The sequence below is a fragment of the Lentzea roselyniae genome (genome assembly GCF_039537795.1).
GTDB classification, from domain to species: domain Bacteria; phylum Actinomycetota; class Actinomycetes; order Mycobacteriales; family Pseudonocardiaceae; genus Lentzea; species Lentzea atacamensis.
Genome location: NZ_BAABBE010000016.1, coordinates 93,637 through 111,461, shown reverse-complemented (window position 1 = coordinate 111,461; position 17,825 = coordinate 93,637). Strand labels below are relative to the sequence as shown.

Below are 17,825 nucleotides of genomic sequence, written 5' to 3'. Positions count from 1 at the left end.
GAGGGATCGGGGTCACGGGCTGGAGCAGGTGGCGGTACCGATCGCCGCCGTGCCTTGACCGGAGGCGATGAAGCCGAAGCCGGCGGAACCGCCGGGGCTGACCGTGCCGTTGTAGTGGGCGTTGGTGACCGTGACCGAACCGCTGGCCGTGCCACCCCAGACCTGCGTGACCGTGTGGCCGCCCGGCAGGGTGAACCGCACGGTCCAGCCTGTGATGGCCGACGCGGTGGGGTTGGTGACGGTGACCTCGGCTTGGAAGCCACCACTCCAGGTACCGGTCACCCGTGGCGTCGCGGTGCACGAGCCGCCGGGCTGCCGCGGGTCGCCGATGCTGCCGGGCACCGACGACAACGCGTTGAACCAGACCGTGGCCATCTTGCTGTAGCCGGCGGCGTTCGGGTGGATGCCGTCCGGCAGGTCCGAGATCGGCACCGCCGGGTACATGTCCACGACGTGCACCCGCTTGCCCGCCGCCGCCTTCGCCCGCAGCAGCGGCACGACGGCGGCGTTGTAGTTGCGCACGGTGGCGTCGGCGAACCGGATCGGGATGATCGTCGAGACGAACACGTCCGAGGCCGGTGCCTGGCTGGTGATCTTGTCCACCAGCGCGGAGAGCCGCCGCGGCGCGCCCGCCGGATCGCTGCCGTACATGTCGTTGGTGCCGATGTGCAGCAGGATCGTGCGTGGGGTGTAGGTACGCAGCCAGTTCACGACCTGCGCGTCGACCTGCGCGATGGTCCAGCCGGGGTGTCCCTCGTGGTTGCGGTCGGGCATGCTGCCCGGTCCGTCCGTCATCGAACCCACGAAGTCGACCGTGCGCCCGGTGTTGCGCAGCAACGTGGCGAGATCGAGCCGATAGCCACCGATCGAGCCGCCCTGGGTGATCGAGTCGCCCAGCGGCATCACGCGCACCGGGGCGGCCGCGACCACCTCGCCTGCCTCATCCACAGTGGACTCATCGGCGGCCGCGGGCGACGCCGTCAGCAGGACTGCGGCGAACACTCCGCACAGCGCCTTCAGCGGGCTCGGCATGAAGAGCCTTCCCGGGAGACCGAGGTGACAGGGCCAGGGTCTCCCTGCGTCGTCGTTGACCAGAAGTCAGCGGCAGAGGGCGACTTCCAGCAATGTAACGACGGCGTCACACACGGTCAAAGCTAAAGTTGTGAGCGCTCACTATTAGCTACCCGGCATCGACGATGTCGAATTTTCATTCGATTCAAGGAGAAGCGCTCGACCCTGCACAGCGCGTTGAGACTGAAGCCGCCCCTGTGCTGTTAGCGTGAACATCAGGTTCACCCGCGCGGTGCCGCCACCGAGCCGCCCTGACGCACCGGCATCGGCACGCGGTGGGTCATCGGCACACGGGCGCCGCGACCGCGAACCACCAGATCCACCAGGACCTTGACCGCCCGCACGCCGAGCTCGTAGTGCGGCAACGCGACCGTGGTCAGCCGCGGCCGCATCCACGAGGCGATCGGGTGGTCCTCGAACCCGATCACCGAGACGTCCTCCGGCACCGAGAGCCCGGCTTCGGTGAGCGCCTGGTACGCCCCGGAAGCCAAGCGGTCGTTCAGGCACACCAGCGCCTTGGGCCGACGCTCGCGCAGCAGGTCCGCGGTGGCCTCGTAGCCGTGCTCCTGTGTCCACTTCGGACACCACCGCGCGCCGGCGACCTCGGCGCCCGCCTCCTCGAAGACCTCGCGCAGGCCGAGGAGTCGTTCCGCGGCCGCGACGCCGTGGGGAGGGACGTCGCACGTTCCCGGCCCTGCGCCGATCAGGTGAATGTCGCGGTCGTGCCCCGCCTCGACGAGGACGCGCGCGGCCGAACGACCCGCCTGCACCTCGTCGGGCAACACCGACGGCGCCGCCGTGCGGGTCGCGGGGGTGGCGTTGAGCAGCACGGCGGGCCCGTCGTACAGGCCGTCCGGAACAGTGACCGTCCTGGTGTACATGGAGGCGAACACCACGCCGTCCGCACGCCGGTCGCGCATGGCGTCGGCCAGCGCCCGCTCCACCACCGGATCTCCGCCGGACTCTCCCACGAACAACATGAAACCGTGCCGGTACGCGGCATCCACCGCGCCCTTGACCATGTCACCGGTCCAGCCGGACGAGGCCACGGTGTCGGACACGAACCCGATCGTCTGCGTCCGCCCGGCACGCGGCCCCGCGTTCACGGTGCTGCGCCGATAACCCAGCTCCTGTGCCGTCGAACGCACTCGCCGCTCGGCCTCCGCCGAGATGCGGAGCTCCCGCGCGCGTCCGGTCAGCACGAGTGACGCTGTCGTGATCGACACTCCGCTCGCCGCCGCGACGTCAGCCAGGGTCACGCGCGTCCGTCCCACCGCCGATCCGCCTCCCGTTGCCGTACGGGCCCGGCCGCCTCTCGCGGCCGGATTCCACAAAATGCTTGTGAGCACACGTCTTCGCCGGACAGCCCTGGCGGAGGGAACCGCCCGGCGGACGCTCTCACCGCTTCAGCCGGCCGGGATCCCCGCCCTCACCGCGCCGCACGAGCCAGGCCTCGGTGATGTGCGTGCACATGGCGTCGGCCGCACCGGCCGGGTCCTTGCCGGCGATGTGCTCGTAGATGCGGCGGTGCCCGGCGTTGGAAGCCTGGCACAGCTCGCGGCTGCTCTTGCCCAGGTAGCCGGCCGTGGTGATGGCCTGCGCCTCGAGCGAGCGCACGACGCCTCTGGCGATGCGGTTCCCCGACGCCTGCATGATCGCGTCGTGGAAGAGGCGGTCGTGCTCCTCGTACGTGGCGACGTCGTCGACGAGCTCGTCCATCCTGTCCACCAGTTCCCGCAGGCGGTCGAGGGTGTCCTGACCAGCCGTCTGCGCGGCGACGTGCGCCATGTCGGACTCGAGCAACCGCCTGGTCACCACGAGGTCGTCGAGGACGGCGAGGGTCTCGTCCTCGGCGATCGAGGCGGCGAGCACGAGCTCGTCGAGCATGTTCCACTGCACCGGCGGGCTGACCATCGTGCCCGCGCCCTGGCGGACCCGGACCAACCCCTTCTCCTGCAGCACCTTCACCGCCTCGCGGATCACCGTCCTGCTCACCGAGAAGGTCTCGCAGAGCACCGGCTCCGGAGGCAGCGTGACACCGGAGGGGTAGTCACCGCGGACGATCCGCTGCACGAGCTCCGCGGTGACCGCCGCGGCGAGGCTGGCAGGTCTGCGCGTCCATCCCGGGGTCTCGGACGTTCCCGGTCCCGGCTGCCGACCTGTCGCTGCCATCTGTGACTCCGTTGCGCCGCGGCCTCGTGATTGGACTCCACAGTATAGGTAACACCATTGACGTCACACGTCATACGAGTTAGTTTTCGCTTGTTCCGCAACCGGCCGGACGGCCGGCTTGGTCGGGGGAGAAGTGAGCCGCAATGAAGCAGCGCCCACTCCGGTTCGCAGGAGACATCGTCGAATTCGCCGCCCTGCCGTTCGACACGTCGCACGGCCCCGTTTGATCCGCGGAACCAGGCCGAAGAGCTGACACGGCTCCACCTGAGCAGGTCCGCGCGCGTCGCGCCAGGTCGTGCACACCCTCGCCCCCAGGTTGCGCATCAAAGTCCACAGAGGACACGAAACTGCCCCGCCCGCCGCCACGGGAGGCCGATCCAGCCGCATCCACCCTCAGGAGGTCCCCTTGCCCACGTCCTCGTTCCCCGCAGTGCGGCGGCGACTCGCGTTAGCCGCCACGGTGGTGGTGGCCGCCGCGATCGCCACCGCTCCCCCTGCCTCCGCCGCCACGACGACCCTCTACGCCTCCCCTTCCGGCTCGGGCACCGCTTGCACCGCCGCTGAGCCGTGCTCGCTCTCGGGGGCTCAGGCGGCGGTGAGGTCCCGCAACAGCACGATGTCCGGCGACATCGTCGTGGAGCTCGCCGACGGCGTGTACCGGGTCTCCCAGCCGCTGCGGTTCACCGCCGCGGACTCCGGCAACAACGGCTACCGCGTGCTGTGGCAGGCCGCCGCGTCGGCGCGTCCCGTCATCAGCGGCGCCAGGGCGGTCACCGGGTGGTCGGTCGCCGATGCCGGCAAGAACATCTGGCGCGCGAACATCGGCACCGGCGTCGACAGCCGTCAGCTGTACGTCGACGGCGCCATCGCCACACGCGCGCGAACGCAGGTGAACCGTGCCGACTTCACCTTCACCGACACGGGCATGCGATTCTCCAACAGCGCGCTGAACTACCTAAACAACCTCGCGAACCAGAACCGCGTCGAGGTGGAGAGCGTCAACTCGTTCACCGACAGGTACTCACCGGTGCAGAGCATCAGCGGGAACTTCCTCACGATGCAGCAGCCCGCGTGGAACAACAACACGTTCGGCTACGACACGCTCAGCAAGCCGCACCGGGCGGGCCCGCTCTACCTGGCCAACGCGTACGAGTTCCTCGACGCGGCCGGCGAGTGGTACATCAACCCCGGCACCGGCGTCCTCTACTACATCCCGCTCGCCGGCCAGAACATGAGCAACGTCAGCGTGGAACTGCCGGTCGTGCAGTCGCTGGTCAACGTCGGCGGCACGTACGACGCGCCGGCGCGCAACATCACGTTCAGCGGCATCACCTTCACCGGCACGTCGTGGCTCGGCCCCAGCAGCAACCAGGGCTTCGCCGACCAGCAGACCGGTGCCTACATGGCGGGCAACTGGAACTGGCCCGCCGACCGGATCAACTCGTGCCAGCAGGGCTGTGCGCAGTTCGAGGCGACGCGGCCGCACTGGTCCCAGATGCCGGCGGCGGTGCAGGTCTCGGCGGCCAGCGGCATCACGTTCACCGACTCCAGGTTCTTCAACCTCGGCCAGACCGCCATCGGCATCGGCAACGACGCCAACGCACACGCCAGCGGCGTCGGCCTGGGCGCGTCCGGCATCACGGTCACCCGGTCGGAGATCGCCCGGACCTCGGCGGGCGGCGTCATCGTCGGCGGCGTGCGCGCCGACGCGCACCACCCGAGCGACCAGCGAATGGTCAACCGGGACATCACGGTCAGCTACAACCGCATCCACGACATCGCCGTCGAGTACCGGGGCAACGTGTCGGTGCTCAACACCTATGTCAACACCTCGACCGTGGCGCACAACGAGATCTACAACCTGCCGTACTCCGGCCTTTCGATCGGCTACGGCTGGGGCTCCAACGACGCGGGCGGCAGCAACCACTACGCCAACCGCAGTCTGTACAACTACCAGCCGCGCTACTCGACGCCCACCACGGCGTCCAACAACCGGCTCATCAACAACTACGTCCACGACGTCATGCAGCAGATGACCGACGGCGGCTGCATCTACACCCTCGCCTGGAACCCGAACGCGGAAATCAGCGGCAACTACTGCCTGCGCACCAACGGCTGGTTCGGGCTCTACTTCGACGAGGGCTCCAAGTACTACCGCGCCACCGGCAACGTCTTCTCCAACACCGGCACCTGGGCCACCGCCAACTACTGGGGTGGCGAGAACATGGGCAACTGGACGGTCACCAACAACTGGTCGACCAACAACAGCACCAACGTGACCAACGGCGACCGAGGCAACGTCGTCAACGGCAACGTCCACGTCACCAACAACAACTGGCCGGCCGGAGCCCAGGCAGTGATGGCGAACGCCGGACCGGGCGGCAGCAGCGGTGGCAGGGAGAACGTCACCGTCGTCGGTGCCCAGTCGGGTCGCTGCCTCGACGTGGCCAACACCAGCAACGGCACCCGGGCCCGGCTCTGGGACTGCAACGGTGGCGCGAACCAGCGGTGGAACCACACCGCCTCCAGGCAGCTGACCGTGCAGGGCAAGTGCCTCGACGCCAGTGGCAACGGCACCACCAACGGCACGGCGGCGATCCTCTGGGACTGCCACGGCGGCACCAACCAGCAGTGGAACGTCAACGCCAACGGCAGCATCACCGGCGCACAGTCCGGGCTGTGCCTCGACGCCAGCGGCAACGGGACCGCCAACGGCACGCTGATCCAGCTCTGGGCGTGTCACGGTGGCACGAACCAGCAGTGGACCCTGCGCAGCTGACGCTCTGACGCGGGGCCGGGGTACCGCCCAGCCCCGCGTTCAGCAGAAGCCTTCGGAACTCGTTCCGAAGGCTGATGAAGTCCAGGCGTGGGAGGGTTCCGCACCCCCTGACCTCCGGAAATCGGCATGTCACTCTGGCGGTGCCGACACATTCCGAGAGGATCAGCAATGCCGAAGTCCGCACCACTCACAGTCGCCCTGGCCGCCGCGGCAGCCGCCCTCGTCCTGGCTCCCGCCGCCCAGGCCGACTCCCCCGCGGGTCAGCACATGATCGCGTTCTCGAAGGTGCCGAACGAGACCCGCTGCGTCCTGATCGAACGCTCGAACAACACGAGCGCCCCCAGCTCGAACGTCTACCTGCGCAACCTGCCGTCCGGCCAGTCGTTCAAGTCCAGCGTGCACGTCGACAACGACTCCACCCCGGAGCTCACCTTCTACTCCTCCAGCGACTGCTCGCGCGGTGCGCAGAGCAGCGGGTTCATCGACGTCCGCCAGGACAACCTGGCCTACGTCTGGGTGTCGTGGCGGACCTACCACCCGTACTGGGGTCACGTCGGACTGGCCGGCTGACCGGTCCGTCCACACGCGACGGTTCCTCGTCCCGGCCGGGGTGATGGCCGGGACGAGGAACCGTTTTTTCTCCCTGTCGCCAGGAGGATCAGGAGCAGACGGTGCCGTTCAACACCGGCGACGAGAACGGAGGTGTCGGCCCGCTGTAGTTCGCGTTGTACCCGATGGTCGTCTGACCACCGGTCGGCAGCGAGCCGTTCCAGGCCGCGTTGGCAACGGTGACCGTGTCGCCGTTGTCCGTCCACGTCCCGTTCCAGCCCTGCAGGACGGTCATGCCGGGAGCCGAGAACGTGAAGGTCCAGCCGTTGACGGCGGCGCCGCGATTCTCGATCACGATCTCGGCGCTGTAGCCGCCCTGCCACTGGTTGATCAGGCGGTGGCTCGCGCGGCAGCCGCCGATGGGGTTGTTACCCGTGGTCGTCGTGGTGGTCGTCGGACCGGGGCCTGCCGCGGTCGCGAGCTCGTAGGCCCGCTGGGGCACGAACTGACCGGCCGGCGCGATGCAGCCGTCCGCCTCACCGGGCAGCTTGACCCACAGGAACGCGTCGATCCGCGAGTCGCCCGTGTTGACCGTGCTCGGGGTGCCGATCGCCCTGCCGGGAGGGTCGCACCACTCGCTGCCCGCCGCGCCGTTGCCGTTGCGGCTGGTGTCGATCACGGCCTTGAGGCGGCTGTCCCCGACGGCGTTGAGCACGTTCTTGGCGAAGTTCACCTCGTTGGACGTGTAGTGGTAGTTCGACACGTTCGTCGAGATGCCGTCCGCACTGTTGGAGATGTCCGCGCCGCGCAGGCGGTTCGCGGCCTCCGAGGGGTTCAGCCACGCGCTGTGGCCGATGTCGAAGTACACCTTGGCCCGCGCCGAACCGGACTTGAGCTTCTTGCCCGCGTACGCCATCGACGCCTTGGTCTGGTTCTGCTGGTCGGCGTTCTGGCAGTTCGTCATCAGCGGCAGCACGTCGGGTTCGAGCACGATCGTCGCCGGACGCCCGGCCAGCCCCGCGGCCACCTCGTCCACCCACGCCCGGTACGCCGCGTGCGAGGGCGCCCCGCCGCCGCTGGGGCCGCCGCAGTCGCGGTTGGGGATGTTGTAGACCACCAGGATCGGGATCTTCCCCGCCGACGCCGCCGCGCCGACGAACGAGCTGACCTCCGAACGGACCGACGAGGTGTTGGTGGTCGTGTACCACCGCGCCTGCGGCACCGAGGCGATCCGGTCGCGGATGACCGCTGCGCGCGAGTCGCCGGGGTTGGCGGCCACCCAGCGCGCGCTGGAGCTCGACGGGTCGACGTAGAACGCCGACTCGGCGGCGTGAACCGAGGCGCCTCCGCCCACGGTCAGGGCAACGGTGCCGGCCACGAGCACGCCGATGGCCGCGCAGGCGCCCATCGCCGGCTTCCACCGCGTCGTCTTGTTTCTCGGGGTGCCGGGAGAGCGCGGCTGGGATGAGGGGTCACTCATTCAGGTCCTCGCAGCGTCGTTGCTGGTGCGGTAAGGGGGATCGGACAAAGCGTGAGAGCGCTCCCACAGGCGGCGTGAAGGATCCTGGCCGCAGGAGCGGCACACGGTGGATGGCCGCCGGGAGAACGAGTCCGGACTCGGGGTCAACGTAGCCACGCCCCCATCGGGCGTCAACGCTAAAATGTTAGCGCTAACTTTAGCAATATCCATTCCAGCAAGGCTCCGTCAGAAGTGGTTCAGGCCATTTGGCATGACGATTGGGAGCGCTCCCTTCTTTTTGTACTCCATTCAGGGCAATCTGCCCGCTAAATTCCGGGTGACTTCTTGTGAGCGCGAACACGGAGCTGTAACACTCCTGCAACGGCGAGCCCCTCGCGGCCCTCACCACGCTCACCGGCACGTGTGTGTGAAGGAGACGGCAGTGAACACTTTCAGTTGGCGCCGAAGACATTCCGGCCCCGACACGGGCTCTCCGCTGTGCCGCGGGTGACGGCGCAGAGCACCTGATCGAATCCGCGCGCCTCAGGGCACCGGTACCGCCGCACCGGATCTCACCACGTGCGCCCGGATCGTCGTCCTGCCCATCACGCCCGCATTCCGGGCGAGTTCTCGAAAGTGTGGAACATGAAACTGACATCGAGGTCAGTGTCACTTGTCCCGATCGTTTCGACAGTCGCGGCGGCGGCACTCGGCGCAACCCTGATCATGGCCGGCAACGCGAACGCGGCGACCACTCTCGGCGCCGCGGCCCAGCAGAGCGGCCGCTATTTCGGCACGGCGGTGGCCGCGGGCAGGATGAGTGACTCGACCTACATCGGGATCCTGAACCGCGAGTTCGACATGGTCACGGCCGAGAACGAGATGAAGATGGACGCGACCGAGCCGAGCCAGGGCCGCTTCACCTACGGCAACGCGGACCGGATCGTCAACCACGCGCGCAACCAGGGCAAGCGGGTGCGCGGGCACGCGCTGGCGTGGCACTCCCAGCAGCCCGGCTGGATGCAGAACATGTCCGGCACGGCGCTGCGCAACGCGATGCTCAACCACGTCACGCAGGTCGCGAGCTACTACCGCGGCAAGATCTACGCCTGGGACGTGGTGAACGAGGCGTTCGCCGACGGCAGCAGCGGCGCACGGCGTGACTCCAACCTGCAGCGCACCGGCAACGACTGGATCGAGGCCGCCTTCCGCGCGGCCCGTGCGGCAGACCCCGGCGCCAAGCTCTGCTACAACGACTACAACACCGACGACTGGTCGCACGCCAAGACCCAGGCCGTCTACCGGATGGTGCAGGACTTCAAGGCCCGCGGCGTCCCCATCGACTGCGTCGGCCTGCAGTCCCACTTCAACGCCCAGAGCCCGGTTCCGTCCAACTACCAGACGACCCTGCAGAACTTCGCCAACCTCGGCGTGGACGTGCAGATCACCGAGCTGGACATCGAAGGATCCGGCAGCGCGCAGGCGTCCAACTACGACCGCGTGACGCGGGCCTGCCTCGCCGTCTCGCGGTGCACCGGCATCACCGTGTGGGGCATCCGCGACAGCGACTCGTGGCGCGCTTACGGCACCCCGCTGTTGTTCGACAACAACGGCAACAAGAAGGCCGCCTACACCTCGGTCCTCAACGCGCTGAACGCGGGCGGTCCTGGCCCGACGACGACCACCACGACAACAACCACGACCACGACCACGACGTCCAACGGCCCCGGTCCCGGTGACTGCACCGCTTCGGTGTCGCTGAACCAGTGGAACGAGGGGTTCGTCGCGACGGTCAAGGTCACGGCCGGATCCTCCGCGCTGAACGGCTGGCGGGTCACGACGACCCTGTCGAACGGCACCGTCACCAACTCCTGGAGTGCCAACCGCAGCGGCACGAGCGGAACCGTCAACTGGACCAATGTGGACTACAACGCCAACGTACCGGCCGGCCAGTCCACCGAGTTCGGTTTCCAGGGCACCGGCAGCGGAGCGGGGCTCAACCCGACCTGCTCCGCGAACTGACGTTCGCATCACAACAACCGGAGGAACGGTTCCTGCGGATCGGCTCCAGGCCGATCCGCGGGACCGCCCTGCCCTCGGGAGACGACGATGGCCACGACTCGCAAGCTCTGGACGCACATCGCGCTGGTGGTGGGCCTGATCATCACCGTGGCCGCCCCGGCGAGGGCGGACAACCCGATTGTGCAACACATCTACACCGCCGACCCGTCGCCGTTGGTCCACAACGGACGGGTCTACCTCTACACCGGGCACGACGAGGACGGCTCGACCTGGTTCACCATGAAGGAGTGGCGGGTCTGGTCGTCGGCCGACATGGTGAACTGGACCGACCACGGCGCACCGATGAGCCTCGCCACGTTCAGCTGGGCGAAACAGGACGCGTGGGCAGGCCAAGCCGTGCAGCGCAACGGCAAGTTCTACTGGTACGTCCCCGTCGTCACCAAGGCCACCGGACGCCCGGCCATCGGCGTCGGTGTCTCCGACAGCCCCACCGGCCCGTTCCGCGACGCCATCGGCCGCCCGCTGGTGGAAAACGGCGAGATCGACCCGTCGGTCATGATCGACGACGACGGCCAGGCCTACCTCTACTGGGGCAACCCCAACCTCTGGTACGTCAAGCTCAACCCCGACATGATCTCGTTCTCGGGCGGTGTCAACAGGATCCCGCTCACCACGGCGGGCTCGGCACGCGCACCGGTGACCCGAACCGGCCCACCCTCTACGAGGAGGGGCCGTGGGTCTACAAGCGCAACGGCCTGTACTACAACGTGTTCGCGGCCAAGTGCTGCTCTGAGTACATCGCCTACTCCACCGCACCCGGTCCCACCGGGCCGTGGACCTATCGCGGCACCGTGATGCCCACGCAGGGCAGCAGCTTCACCAACCACCCCGGCATCATCGACTTCAAGGGCAGCTCGTACTTCTTCTACCACAACGGCGCGCTGCCCGGCGGTGGCGGCTTCACCAGGTCCGTCGCGGTGGAGAAGTTCAGCTACAACGCCGACGGCACCATCCCCACCATCAACATGACCACGGCAGGACCACCGCCGGCGGACACGCTCAACCCCTACGTCCGCCAGGAAGCCGAGACGATCGCGTGGGGCAGCGGCATCGAGACCGAGCCCTCCAGCGAAGGCGGGATGAACGTCGGTTTCATCAACAACGGTGACTACATCAAGGTGAAGAACGTCGCCTTCGGCTCCGGCGCGAACCTCTTCACCGCCAGGGTCGCGTCCACCGTCGCGGGCAGCTCCGTCGAGGTCCGCTCCGGCAGCCCGACCGGCCCGCTCGCCGGCCGCTGCACGGTGCCCAACACCGGCGGCTGGCAGTCCTGGACCAACGTCTCGTGCCCGGTGAGCGGGCTGACCGGCACGCGTGACCTCTACCTGAGGTTCAGTGGTGGCGGCAACTACCTGCTCAACATGAACTGGTGGCAGTTCGGCACGGGTGGCCTGAACCGCACGCCGGTGGCCGCGTCATGACCGCCCGATCCCACCGGGACGGCTTCAGCATCGTAGCGCTCGTCGCGGCGGTGCTGCTGCTGCTCGCCGCCGTCGCGCTTTCCCTGGTGCCGCAACCGGCACGCGCCGCGTCGCTGGTGCGGGTCACGAACTTCGGCACCAACCCCACCGGCCTGAACATGTACGTCTACGTGCCCGACCGGGTCGCGCCGCGCCCGGCGATGCTGGTGATGGTCCACTACTGCAGTGGTTCCGCGTCCGCCGTGCACAACGGCAACGGACGTGACTACGTCACCGCAGCGGACCGCCTCGGTTACGTGATCGTCTATCCGGAGGCCACGAGGGACGGCCGCTGCTTCGACGTGTCCACGGCGAACGCATTGCGCCGCAACGGAGGCAGCGACTCCACCGGGATCATGGCGATGGTGTCGCACGCACGCCAGCGCTACAACGTGGACCCGGCGCGCATCGTTGTCGCGGGCTTCTCGTCCGGCGCGATGATGACCAACGTGCTGGCCGCCCAGTACCCGGACGTGTTCAGCGCGGGCTCGGCGTTCTCCGGTGTCCCGGCGGGCTGCTCGGTCAACGGCGACTACCAGGGCATCGCGCGCAGCCGCCTGAACGCCGCGCAGGGCCTCTCCTTCGACACCCTGCGGGCCCGCCACGTCGCCGACTACCAGGCGCTGTTCGGCCGGGTCAGCCTCGACCTCGGGCGCACCCCGGCGGCCGACCAGCCGACCGACGTCCGGATCACCCGGCACGCGAGCACCAGCGACCCGCAGTTCTCCGTCCTGCTGTTCCAGTACGGCAGGTACCTGCTCATCTCGTCGTCGCGTCCCGGCTCGCAACCGGCGAACCTGCAGGGCATCTGGAACGACCAGATGACCCCGTCGTGGGACTCGAAGTACACGCTGAACGCCAACCTGCCGATGAACTACTGGCACGCGGACACCACCAACATCGGCGAGTGCTACCAGCCGGTGTTCCGCATGATCAACGACCTCACGATCACCGGCGCCCGCACCGCGCAGGTGCAGTACAACGCGCGCGGCTGGGTCACCCACCACAACACCGACGCCTGGCGCGGCTCCTCGGTCGTCGACTTCGCGGCGGCCGGCATGTGGCAGACGGGCGGGGCGTGGCTCTCGACGATGATCTGGGACCACTACCTGTTCACCGGCGACGTGAACTTCCTGCGCACGTACTACCCCGCGATGAAGGGGTGCGCGCAGTTCTTCCTCGACACGCTCGTCACCGAGCCGAGTCTCGGCTACCTCGTCACCAACCCGTCGAACTCGCCGGAGCTCAACCACCACGCGAACGCGAGCGTGTGCGCCGGGCCGACGATGGACATGCAGATCCTGCGCGACCTGTTCGACGGCTGCGCGAGCGCGTCCGAGATCCTCGGTGTCGACGCGGACTTCCGCACGCAGGTGCGGTCGGCGCGCCAGCGGCTCGCCCCGACGAAGGTCGGTTCGCGCGGCAACGTCATGGAGTGGCTGCACGACTGGGTCGAGACCGAGCGCGAGCACCGGCACGTCTCGCACCTGTACGGCCTGCACCCCAGCAACCAGATCACCAAGCGCGGCACTCCCCAGCTGCACACCGCGGCCCGCCGCACGCTGGAGCTGCGCGGTGACGCGGGCACCGGGTGGTCGCTCGCGTGGAAGATCAATTTCTGGGCGCGGCTCGAGGAGGGCTCGCGGGCGCACGACCTGATCCGGTCCCTCGTGACCACGGCACGGCTCGCGCCCAACATGTTCGACCTGCACCCGCCGTTCCAGATCGACGGCAACTTCGGCGCGACCTCCGGCATCGCGGAAATGCTGCTGCACAGCCACAACGGCGAGCTGCACGTGCTGCCCGCGCTGCCGTCGGCGTGGCCGGCGGGCAGCGTCACGGGCCTGCGCGGACGCGGCGGGTACACGGTCGGCGCGACCTGGGGTGCCGACGGCTCCGTCACCCTGTCCGTCACGCCGGACCGCGACGGCACGGTCCGCGTCCGCAACCGGATCTTCACCGGCACCTTCGAGCTGCGGGACACGACCACCGGCGCCACGATCCAGCCCACCAAACCGGAAGCCGACGTCGCGGTGTTCGCCGTCCAGACAGGACACACCTACCGCGCGACCGGCCAGGGCTCGGGATCCGGGGTGCGGCCGGGCGTGCACTACCGGCTCATCGCCCGGCACAGCGGAAAGGTCGCCGACATCAGCGGCGTGTCCACCGCGCCCGGCGCGCTGCTGCAGCAGTGGTCCCAGACCAGCGGCCTCAACCAGCAGTTCGACTTCATCGACGCGGGTGGCGGCTACTACCGGATCCGGGCCAGGCACAGCGGTCTCGTGCTCCAGGTCGCGAGCTCGAGCACCGGCGCCGACATCACCCAGCAGGCCGACACCGGTGCGACCAGCCAGCAGTGGCGGGTGACCGACCACGGCGGCGGGGTGATCAGCCTCGTCAACCGGCAGAGCGGGCACGCCCTGGACGTGTGGCAGGCCTCGTCCGCCGACGGCGCCCGGATCTCGCAGTGGACCCCGAGCGGGGCCGACAACCAGCGATTCCAACTCCAACCAGTCTGACGAACCGAAGGGACAACGATGTTCCACAAGCACAAGGCATCAGGCCATGTCCCGGCATAGGTCGGCGATCGCGGCCGCCGCCGTCAGTGCCGTCGTCCTGCTCGGCGCGGCGGGCATCGCGCTCGGCGGCACGACTCCGGACCACGTCGGCACGGCGGCGGCCACGGCGGGGTGTGGCAAACCGCCCGCACTGGCGAGCGGCCAGCACACGATCAGCAGCGGCGGTCAGAACCGCTCGTTCATCCTGCGGCTGCCACCGAGCTACGACCCGAACCGTCAGTACCGGTTGTTCGTCGGCTTCCACTGGCGCGGAGGCACCGCGAACGACGTCGACTCCGGCGGCGGCGACGGCTACAACTGGTCGTACTACGGGCTGCGACGGCTCTCCGACGCCGCGGGCAACGGCACGATCTTCGTCGCGCCCCAGGGCAACGGCAACGGCTGGGCCAACCCCGGCGGGCAGGACCTCACCTTCGTCGACGACATGCTCCGGCGGCTGGACGCGGGCCTGTGCCTCGACACGACGCAACGCTACGCCGGCGGATTCAGCTACGGCGGCGGCATGTCGTACGCGATCGCCTGTGCACGCGCCAACGTGTTCCGCGCGGTCGTCGTGTATGCGGGTGCACAGCTCAGCGGATGCAGCGGTGGCAACGATCCTATCGCCTACCTGGGCATCCACGGCATCAGCGACAACGTGCTCAACATCAGCCAGGGCCGGGCGCTGCGCGACCGGTTCGTGCGCAACAACGGCTGCACGGCCCAGAACCCCCGCGAACCGAGCGCAGGCAGCCGGACGCACATCGTCACCGCCTACAGCGGGTGCCGGGCCGGCTATCCGGTGGTGTGGGCCGCGTTCGACGGCGGCCACACGCCAGGCCCGATCGACGGCGGCGGCGACGGGTGGCGAACCTGGACCTCCGGCGAGGCGTGGAAGTTCATCACTCAGTTCGGGGGCGGCGGCGGCCCTACGAGCACCACGACGACGACCACTACCACCACGAATCCGCCTGGTGACACGGAGTGCCGCGTCGGCGCCAGGATCAATCCGTGGAACACCGGCCTGATCTCGTACCTCACCATCACGAACACCGGCACCACACCGATCAACGGATGGTCACTGGTCTTCACCCTGCCAGGAGGCCAGAACATCACGTCCGGCTGGAGTGCCACCTACTCCCCCACCTCGGGCGAGGTGACCGCCAGAAACGCGGCCTACAACGGCACCATCGCGCCGAACGCGTCGATCGAGATCGGCTTCCAGGCCACCCACACCGGCGACAGCTCGGCACCGGCCTCCTTCTCCCTCAACGGCAAGACCTGCGCCATCTCCTCCTGACAGAGAGTGCGGAACTCCATGCAACAGAACAACGTTTCCCGCCGGATGCGGTGGCTGGTCGCTGCGGCCGCCGCCACCCTGGTGTTCAGCGGTGCCGGTGTCGCCGGCGCGCAACCTCCCCCTGCCGCGAACTCCGATCCGGTGGCGGCTGCCTGCGGCCAGGCACCCACGCTGCGCAGCGGCACTCACACGATCCAGAGCAGCGGCAAGTCCCGGCAGTTCATCTTGAGCGTTCCGGACAACTACGACCCCAACCGCCGCTACCGGCTGATCTTCGGCTTCCACTGGTGGGGCGGTACCGCCCAGCAGGTCGCCGGCGGCGGCAGCGACGGCGCGATCTACGCCCACTACGGCCTGAAAGCGCTGTCGAACAACTCGGCGATCTTCGTCGCGCCGCAGGGCCTCAACAACGCCTGGGCCAACTCCGGCGGCGAGGACGTCCGGTTCTTCGACGACATGATCAGCCGGATCGAGGGCGACCTCTGCGTCGACCCGGCGCAGCGCTTCTCGCTCGGCTTCAGCTACGGCGGCGCGATGAGCATCTCGCTCGCGTGCTCCCGGCCGACGATGCTCCGCGCCATCGCGGCCATCGCCTCGCCGGGTGAGATCAGCGGGTGCTCCGGCGGCACCGCACCGGTCGCCTACATGGGCATCCACGGCATCAGCGACAACATCGGCTCCGGCCGCGGCCAGCGCGACCGATGGGTCCGCAACAACGGCTGCACCCCGCAGAACGCACCCGAGCCCGCTCGGGGCAGCAACACGCACATCACCACCCACTACTCGGGCTGCCGCACCGGCTACCCGGTGGTCTGGGCGCCCTTCGACGGCGGACACCAGCAAGGGCCGGTGGACGGGTGTGCCGGCTGTGAGAGCGGTGCCCGCAGCTGGGTGAAGAACGAGGTCTGGAAGTTCTTCACCGGCGAGGCCCCTCCCACGCCGACCACGTTCCGGCTGCGCGGTGAGGCCTCCGGCCGTTGCCTCGACGTCAACGGAGCCGGCACCGCCAACGGCACCCAGATGATCACCTGGGACTGCCACACCAACGCCAACCAGCAGTTCACCCAGAACGGACAAGCCCTGCAGGTGACGGGCAAGTGCCTGGACGCGCCCAACAACGCGGGCTCCGGCGCCAGGGTCCAGATCTGGGACTGCCACGGCGGCGCCAACCAGAACTGGAACGTCACGAGCAACGGCACGGTCACCAGCGTCCAAACAGGACTGTGCCTGACCTCCGGCGGCACCGCCAACGGCGCGGCCGTCACCGTGGCCACCTGCTCGGGCGGCGCCAACCAGCGCTGGGCGAAGGCCTGACGGGGTGGTGCGGGCGGCGATCCCCACCGCCCGCACCCACCTACTGCCTTACCGCGGCCGGCGCGTGATCGACCGGATCCGGGGTGCTCGCGCGCCGCGACAGCTTGGGCGGCAGCAGCACCAGCGGTGGTGGTTGCCTGCCCTCGAGCTTGGCGACCAGGAGCTCCACCGCGTGTCTGCCGAGCTCCTCCGCCGGCAGCCGCACCGAGGTGAGCGGCGGCGACATCCGCTCGGCGAGCTCGTCGGGGCAGATCGCGACCACGGCGATGTCGCCGGGCACGTGCCGTCCCGCCGCGCGCAGGCACGCGGTGATCCCGCCGAGCGCCGCCTCGTTGTGCACCACCAGCGCCGTCATCGACGGGTGCGCGCGAACCAGCACCTCGGTGGCTCTGAGCACCGAGTCGTGGTCCTCCTCGACCGACAGCGCCGTCGCCGCGACACCCCGGCGCATCGCGGCCGCGCTGAAGCCGGTCATCGCCCGGTGGGCGAAGCCGGTGGTGCGCCGGTAGACCGCGCTCGGGGCGCCGAGGAACCCGATGGACCGGTGACCGAGATCCGCGAGGTGCTCGACGCACTTCGCGCCCGCCGCCTCGAAGTCGAGGTCCACACAGGTGAGGCCACGCGCCGCCGCCGGCCTCCCGATGAGGACGGACGGGATGGAAAGCTGCCGCAGCAGCGGCAACCTGGCGTCCTCCTTCTCCACGTCCATGACCAGAAAACCGTCGACCAGGGCGCTGTTCGCGGTCCTGCGCAGTGCCGGCAGGCCGTCGTCCGCGGTCATCAGCAGCAGATCCATGTCATATCTGCGCGCGGTCGTGACGGCGGCGGTGACGAACCGCATCACCGCGGGCACGTAGGTACCCGCCCGCAGCGGCAGCACCAGGCCGATGACGTTCGTCCTCGTGATGCCGAGCCCTCTGGTGTGCACGTGCGGCTGGTAGCCGAGTGACCTGATGCTCTCCCGGACCCTGGACTTGGTGTCCGCCGAGATCGACCGCTTGCCCGTGAGCACGTAGGAAACCGTGCTGGGGGCAACACCCGCGTGCCGCGCGACCTCCGCGATGGTGACCACACCGCCTCC

At 68.9% G+C, this 17,825-nt stretch carries 13 protein-coding genes; 8 read left to right on the top strand and 5 right to left on the bottom strand.

Annotation, left to right across the window (positions count from 1 at the left end; translation table 11 throughout):
- Positions 1–12: 12 nt before the first annotated feature.
- The 3 genes from ABFX45_RS27470 to ABFX45_RS27460 form a co-directional block, all read right to left on the bottom strand.
- On the bottom strand, positions 13–1,032 hold the full coding sequence (locus ABFX45_RS27470; protein WP_346132882.1) for a cellulose binding domain-containing protein: 1,020 nt from the start codon (positions 1,030–1,032) through the stop codon (positions 13–15).
- A gap of 260 nt (positions 1,033–1,292) precedes the next feature.
- Complete coding sequence (locus ABFX45_RS27465) at positions 1,293–2,330, bottom strand: LacI family DNA-binding transcriptional regulator (RefSeq protein WP_112227328.1); 1,038 nt, start codon at positions 2,328–2,330, stop codon at positions 1,293–1,295.
- Positions 2,331–2,469: 139 nt separating this feature from the next.
- Positions 2,470–3,243 (bottom strand): FadR/GntR family transcriptional regulator, encoded by a 774-nt coding sequence (locus ABFX45_RS27460; RefSeq protein WP_109638200.1) that lies wholly within the window; start codon positions 3,241–3,243, stop codon positions 2,470–2,472.
- Between the two features lie 406 nt (positions 3,244–3,649).
- Between ABFX45_RS27460 and ABFX45_RS27455 the strand changes: the two genes are divergently transcribed.
- Both ABFX45_RS27455 and ABFX45_RS27450 read left to right on the top strand, forming a co-directional pair.
- Complete coding sequence (locus ABFX45_RS27455) at positions 3,650–6,022, top strand: RICIN domain-containing protein (protein WP_346132878.1); 2,373 nt, start codon at positions 3,650–3,652, stop codon at positions 6,020–6,022.
- Between the two features lie 168 nt (positions 6,023–6,190).
- Positions 6,191–6,592 (top strand): hypothetical protein, encoded by a 402-nt coding sequence (locus ABFX45_RS27450; RefSeq protein WP_109638199.1) that lies wholly within the window; start codon positions 6,191–6,193, stop codon positions 6,590–6,592.
- Between the two features lie 88 nt (positions 6,593–6,680).
- Here ABFX45_RS27450 and ABFX45_RS27445 read toward each other — a convergent pair whose 3' ends face one another.
- Entirely contained in the window at positions 6,681–8,051 is a 1,371-nt protein-coding gene (locus tag ABFX45_RS27445) for a glycoside hydrolase family 6 protein (RefSeq protein WP_346132875.1), read from the bottom strand.
- A gap of 624 nt (positions 8,052–8,675) precedes the next feature.
- On the opposite strand from ABFX45_RS27445, the gene ABFX45_RS27440 reads away from it, so the two are divergent.
- From ABFX45_RS27440 to ABFX45_RS27415, 6 genes are all read left to right on the top strand, one after another.
- A complete protein-coding gene (locus tag ABFX45_RS27440) occupies positions 8,676–10,052 on the top strand; it encodes an endo-1,4-beta-xylanase (protein WP_346132872.1) in 1,377 nt (458 codons plus the stop codon).
- A gap of 87 nt (positions 10,053–10,139) precedes the next feature.
- A complete protein-coding gene (locus tag ABFX45_RS27435; RefSeq protein WP_346132870.1) occupies positions 10,140–10,907 on the top strand; it encodes a family 43 glycosylhydrolase in 768 nt (255 codons plus the stop codon).
- Positions 10,907–11,533, top strand: coding sequence for a carbohydrate-binding protein (locus ABFX45_RS27430; RefSeq protein WP_428834197.1), 627 nt, complete (start codon positions 10,907–10,909; stop codon positions 11,531–11,533). Before ABFX45_RS27435 ends, ABFX45_RS27430 begins: the two co-directional genes overlap by 1 nt.
- Positions 11,530–14,091, top strand: coding sequence for an extracellular catalytic domain type 1 short-chain-length polyhydroxyalkanoate depolymerase (locus ABFX45_RS27425; protein WP_346132868.1), 2,562 nt, complete (start codon positions 11,530–11,532; stop codon positions 14,089–14,091). Before ABFX45_RS27430 ends, ABFX45_RS27425 begins: the two co-directional genes overlap by 4 nt.
- A 46-nt stretch (positions 14,092–14,137) precedes the next feature.
- Positions 14,138–15,430 carry a CE1 family esterase gene (locus tag ABFX45_RS27420; RefSeq protein ID WP_346132866.1) on the top strand — a complete coding sequence of 431 codons (1,293 nt, stop codon included), beginning with the start codon at positions 14,138–14,140 and terminating at the stop codon, positions 15,428–15,430.
- Positions 15,431–15,448: 18 nt separating this feature from the next.
- Positions 15,449–16,744, top strand: a complete 1,296-nt coding sequence (locus tag ABFX45_RS27415) for a ricin-type beta-trefoil lectin domain protein (protein ID WP_346132863.1) — start codon at positions 15,449–15,451, stop codon at positions 16,742–16,744.
- 40 nt (positions 16,745–16,784) lie between these two features.
- On the opposite strand, the gene ABFX45_RS27410 is transcribed toward ABFX45_RS27415, so the two are convergent.
- On the bottom strand, positions 16,785–17,816 hold the full coding sequence (locus tag ABFX45_RS27410) for a LacI family DNA-binding transcriptional regulator (RefSeq protein WP_346132861.1): 1,032 nt from the start codon (positions 17,814–17,816) through the stop codon (positions 16,785–16,787).
- Between the last annotated feature and the right edge of the window lie 9 nt (positions 17,817–17,825).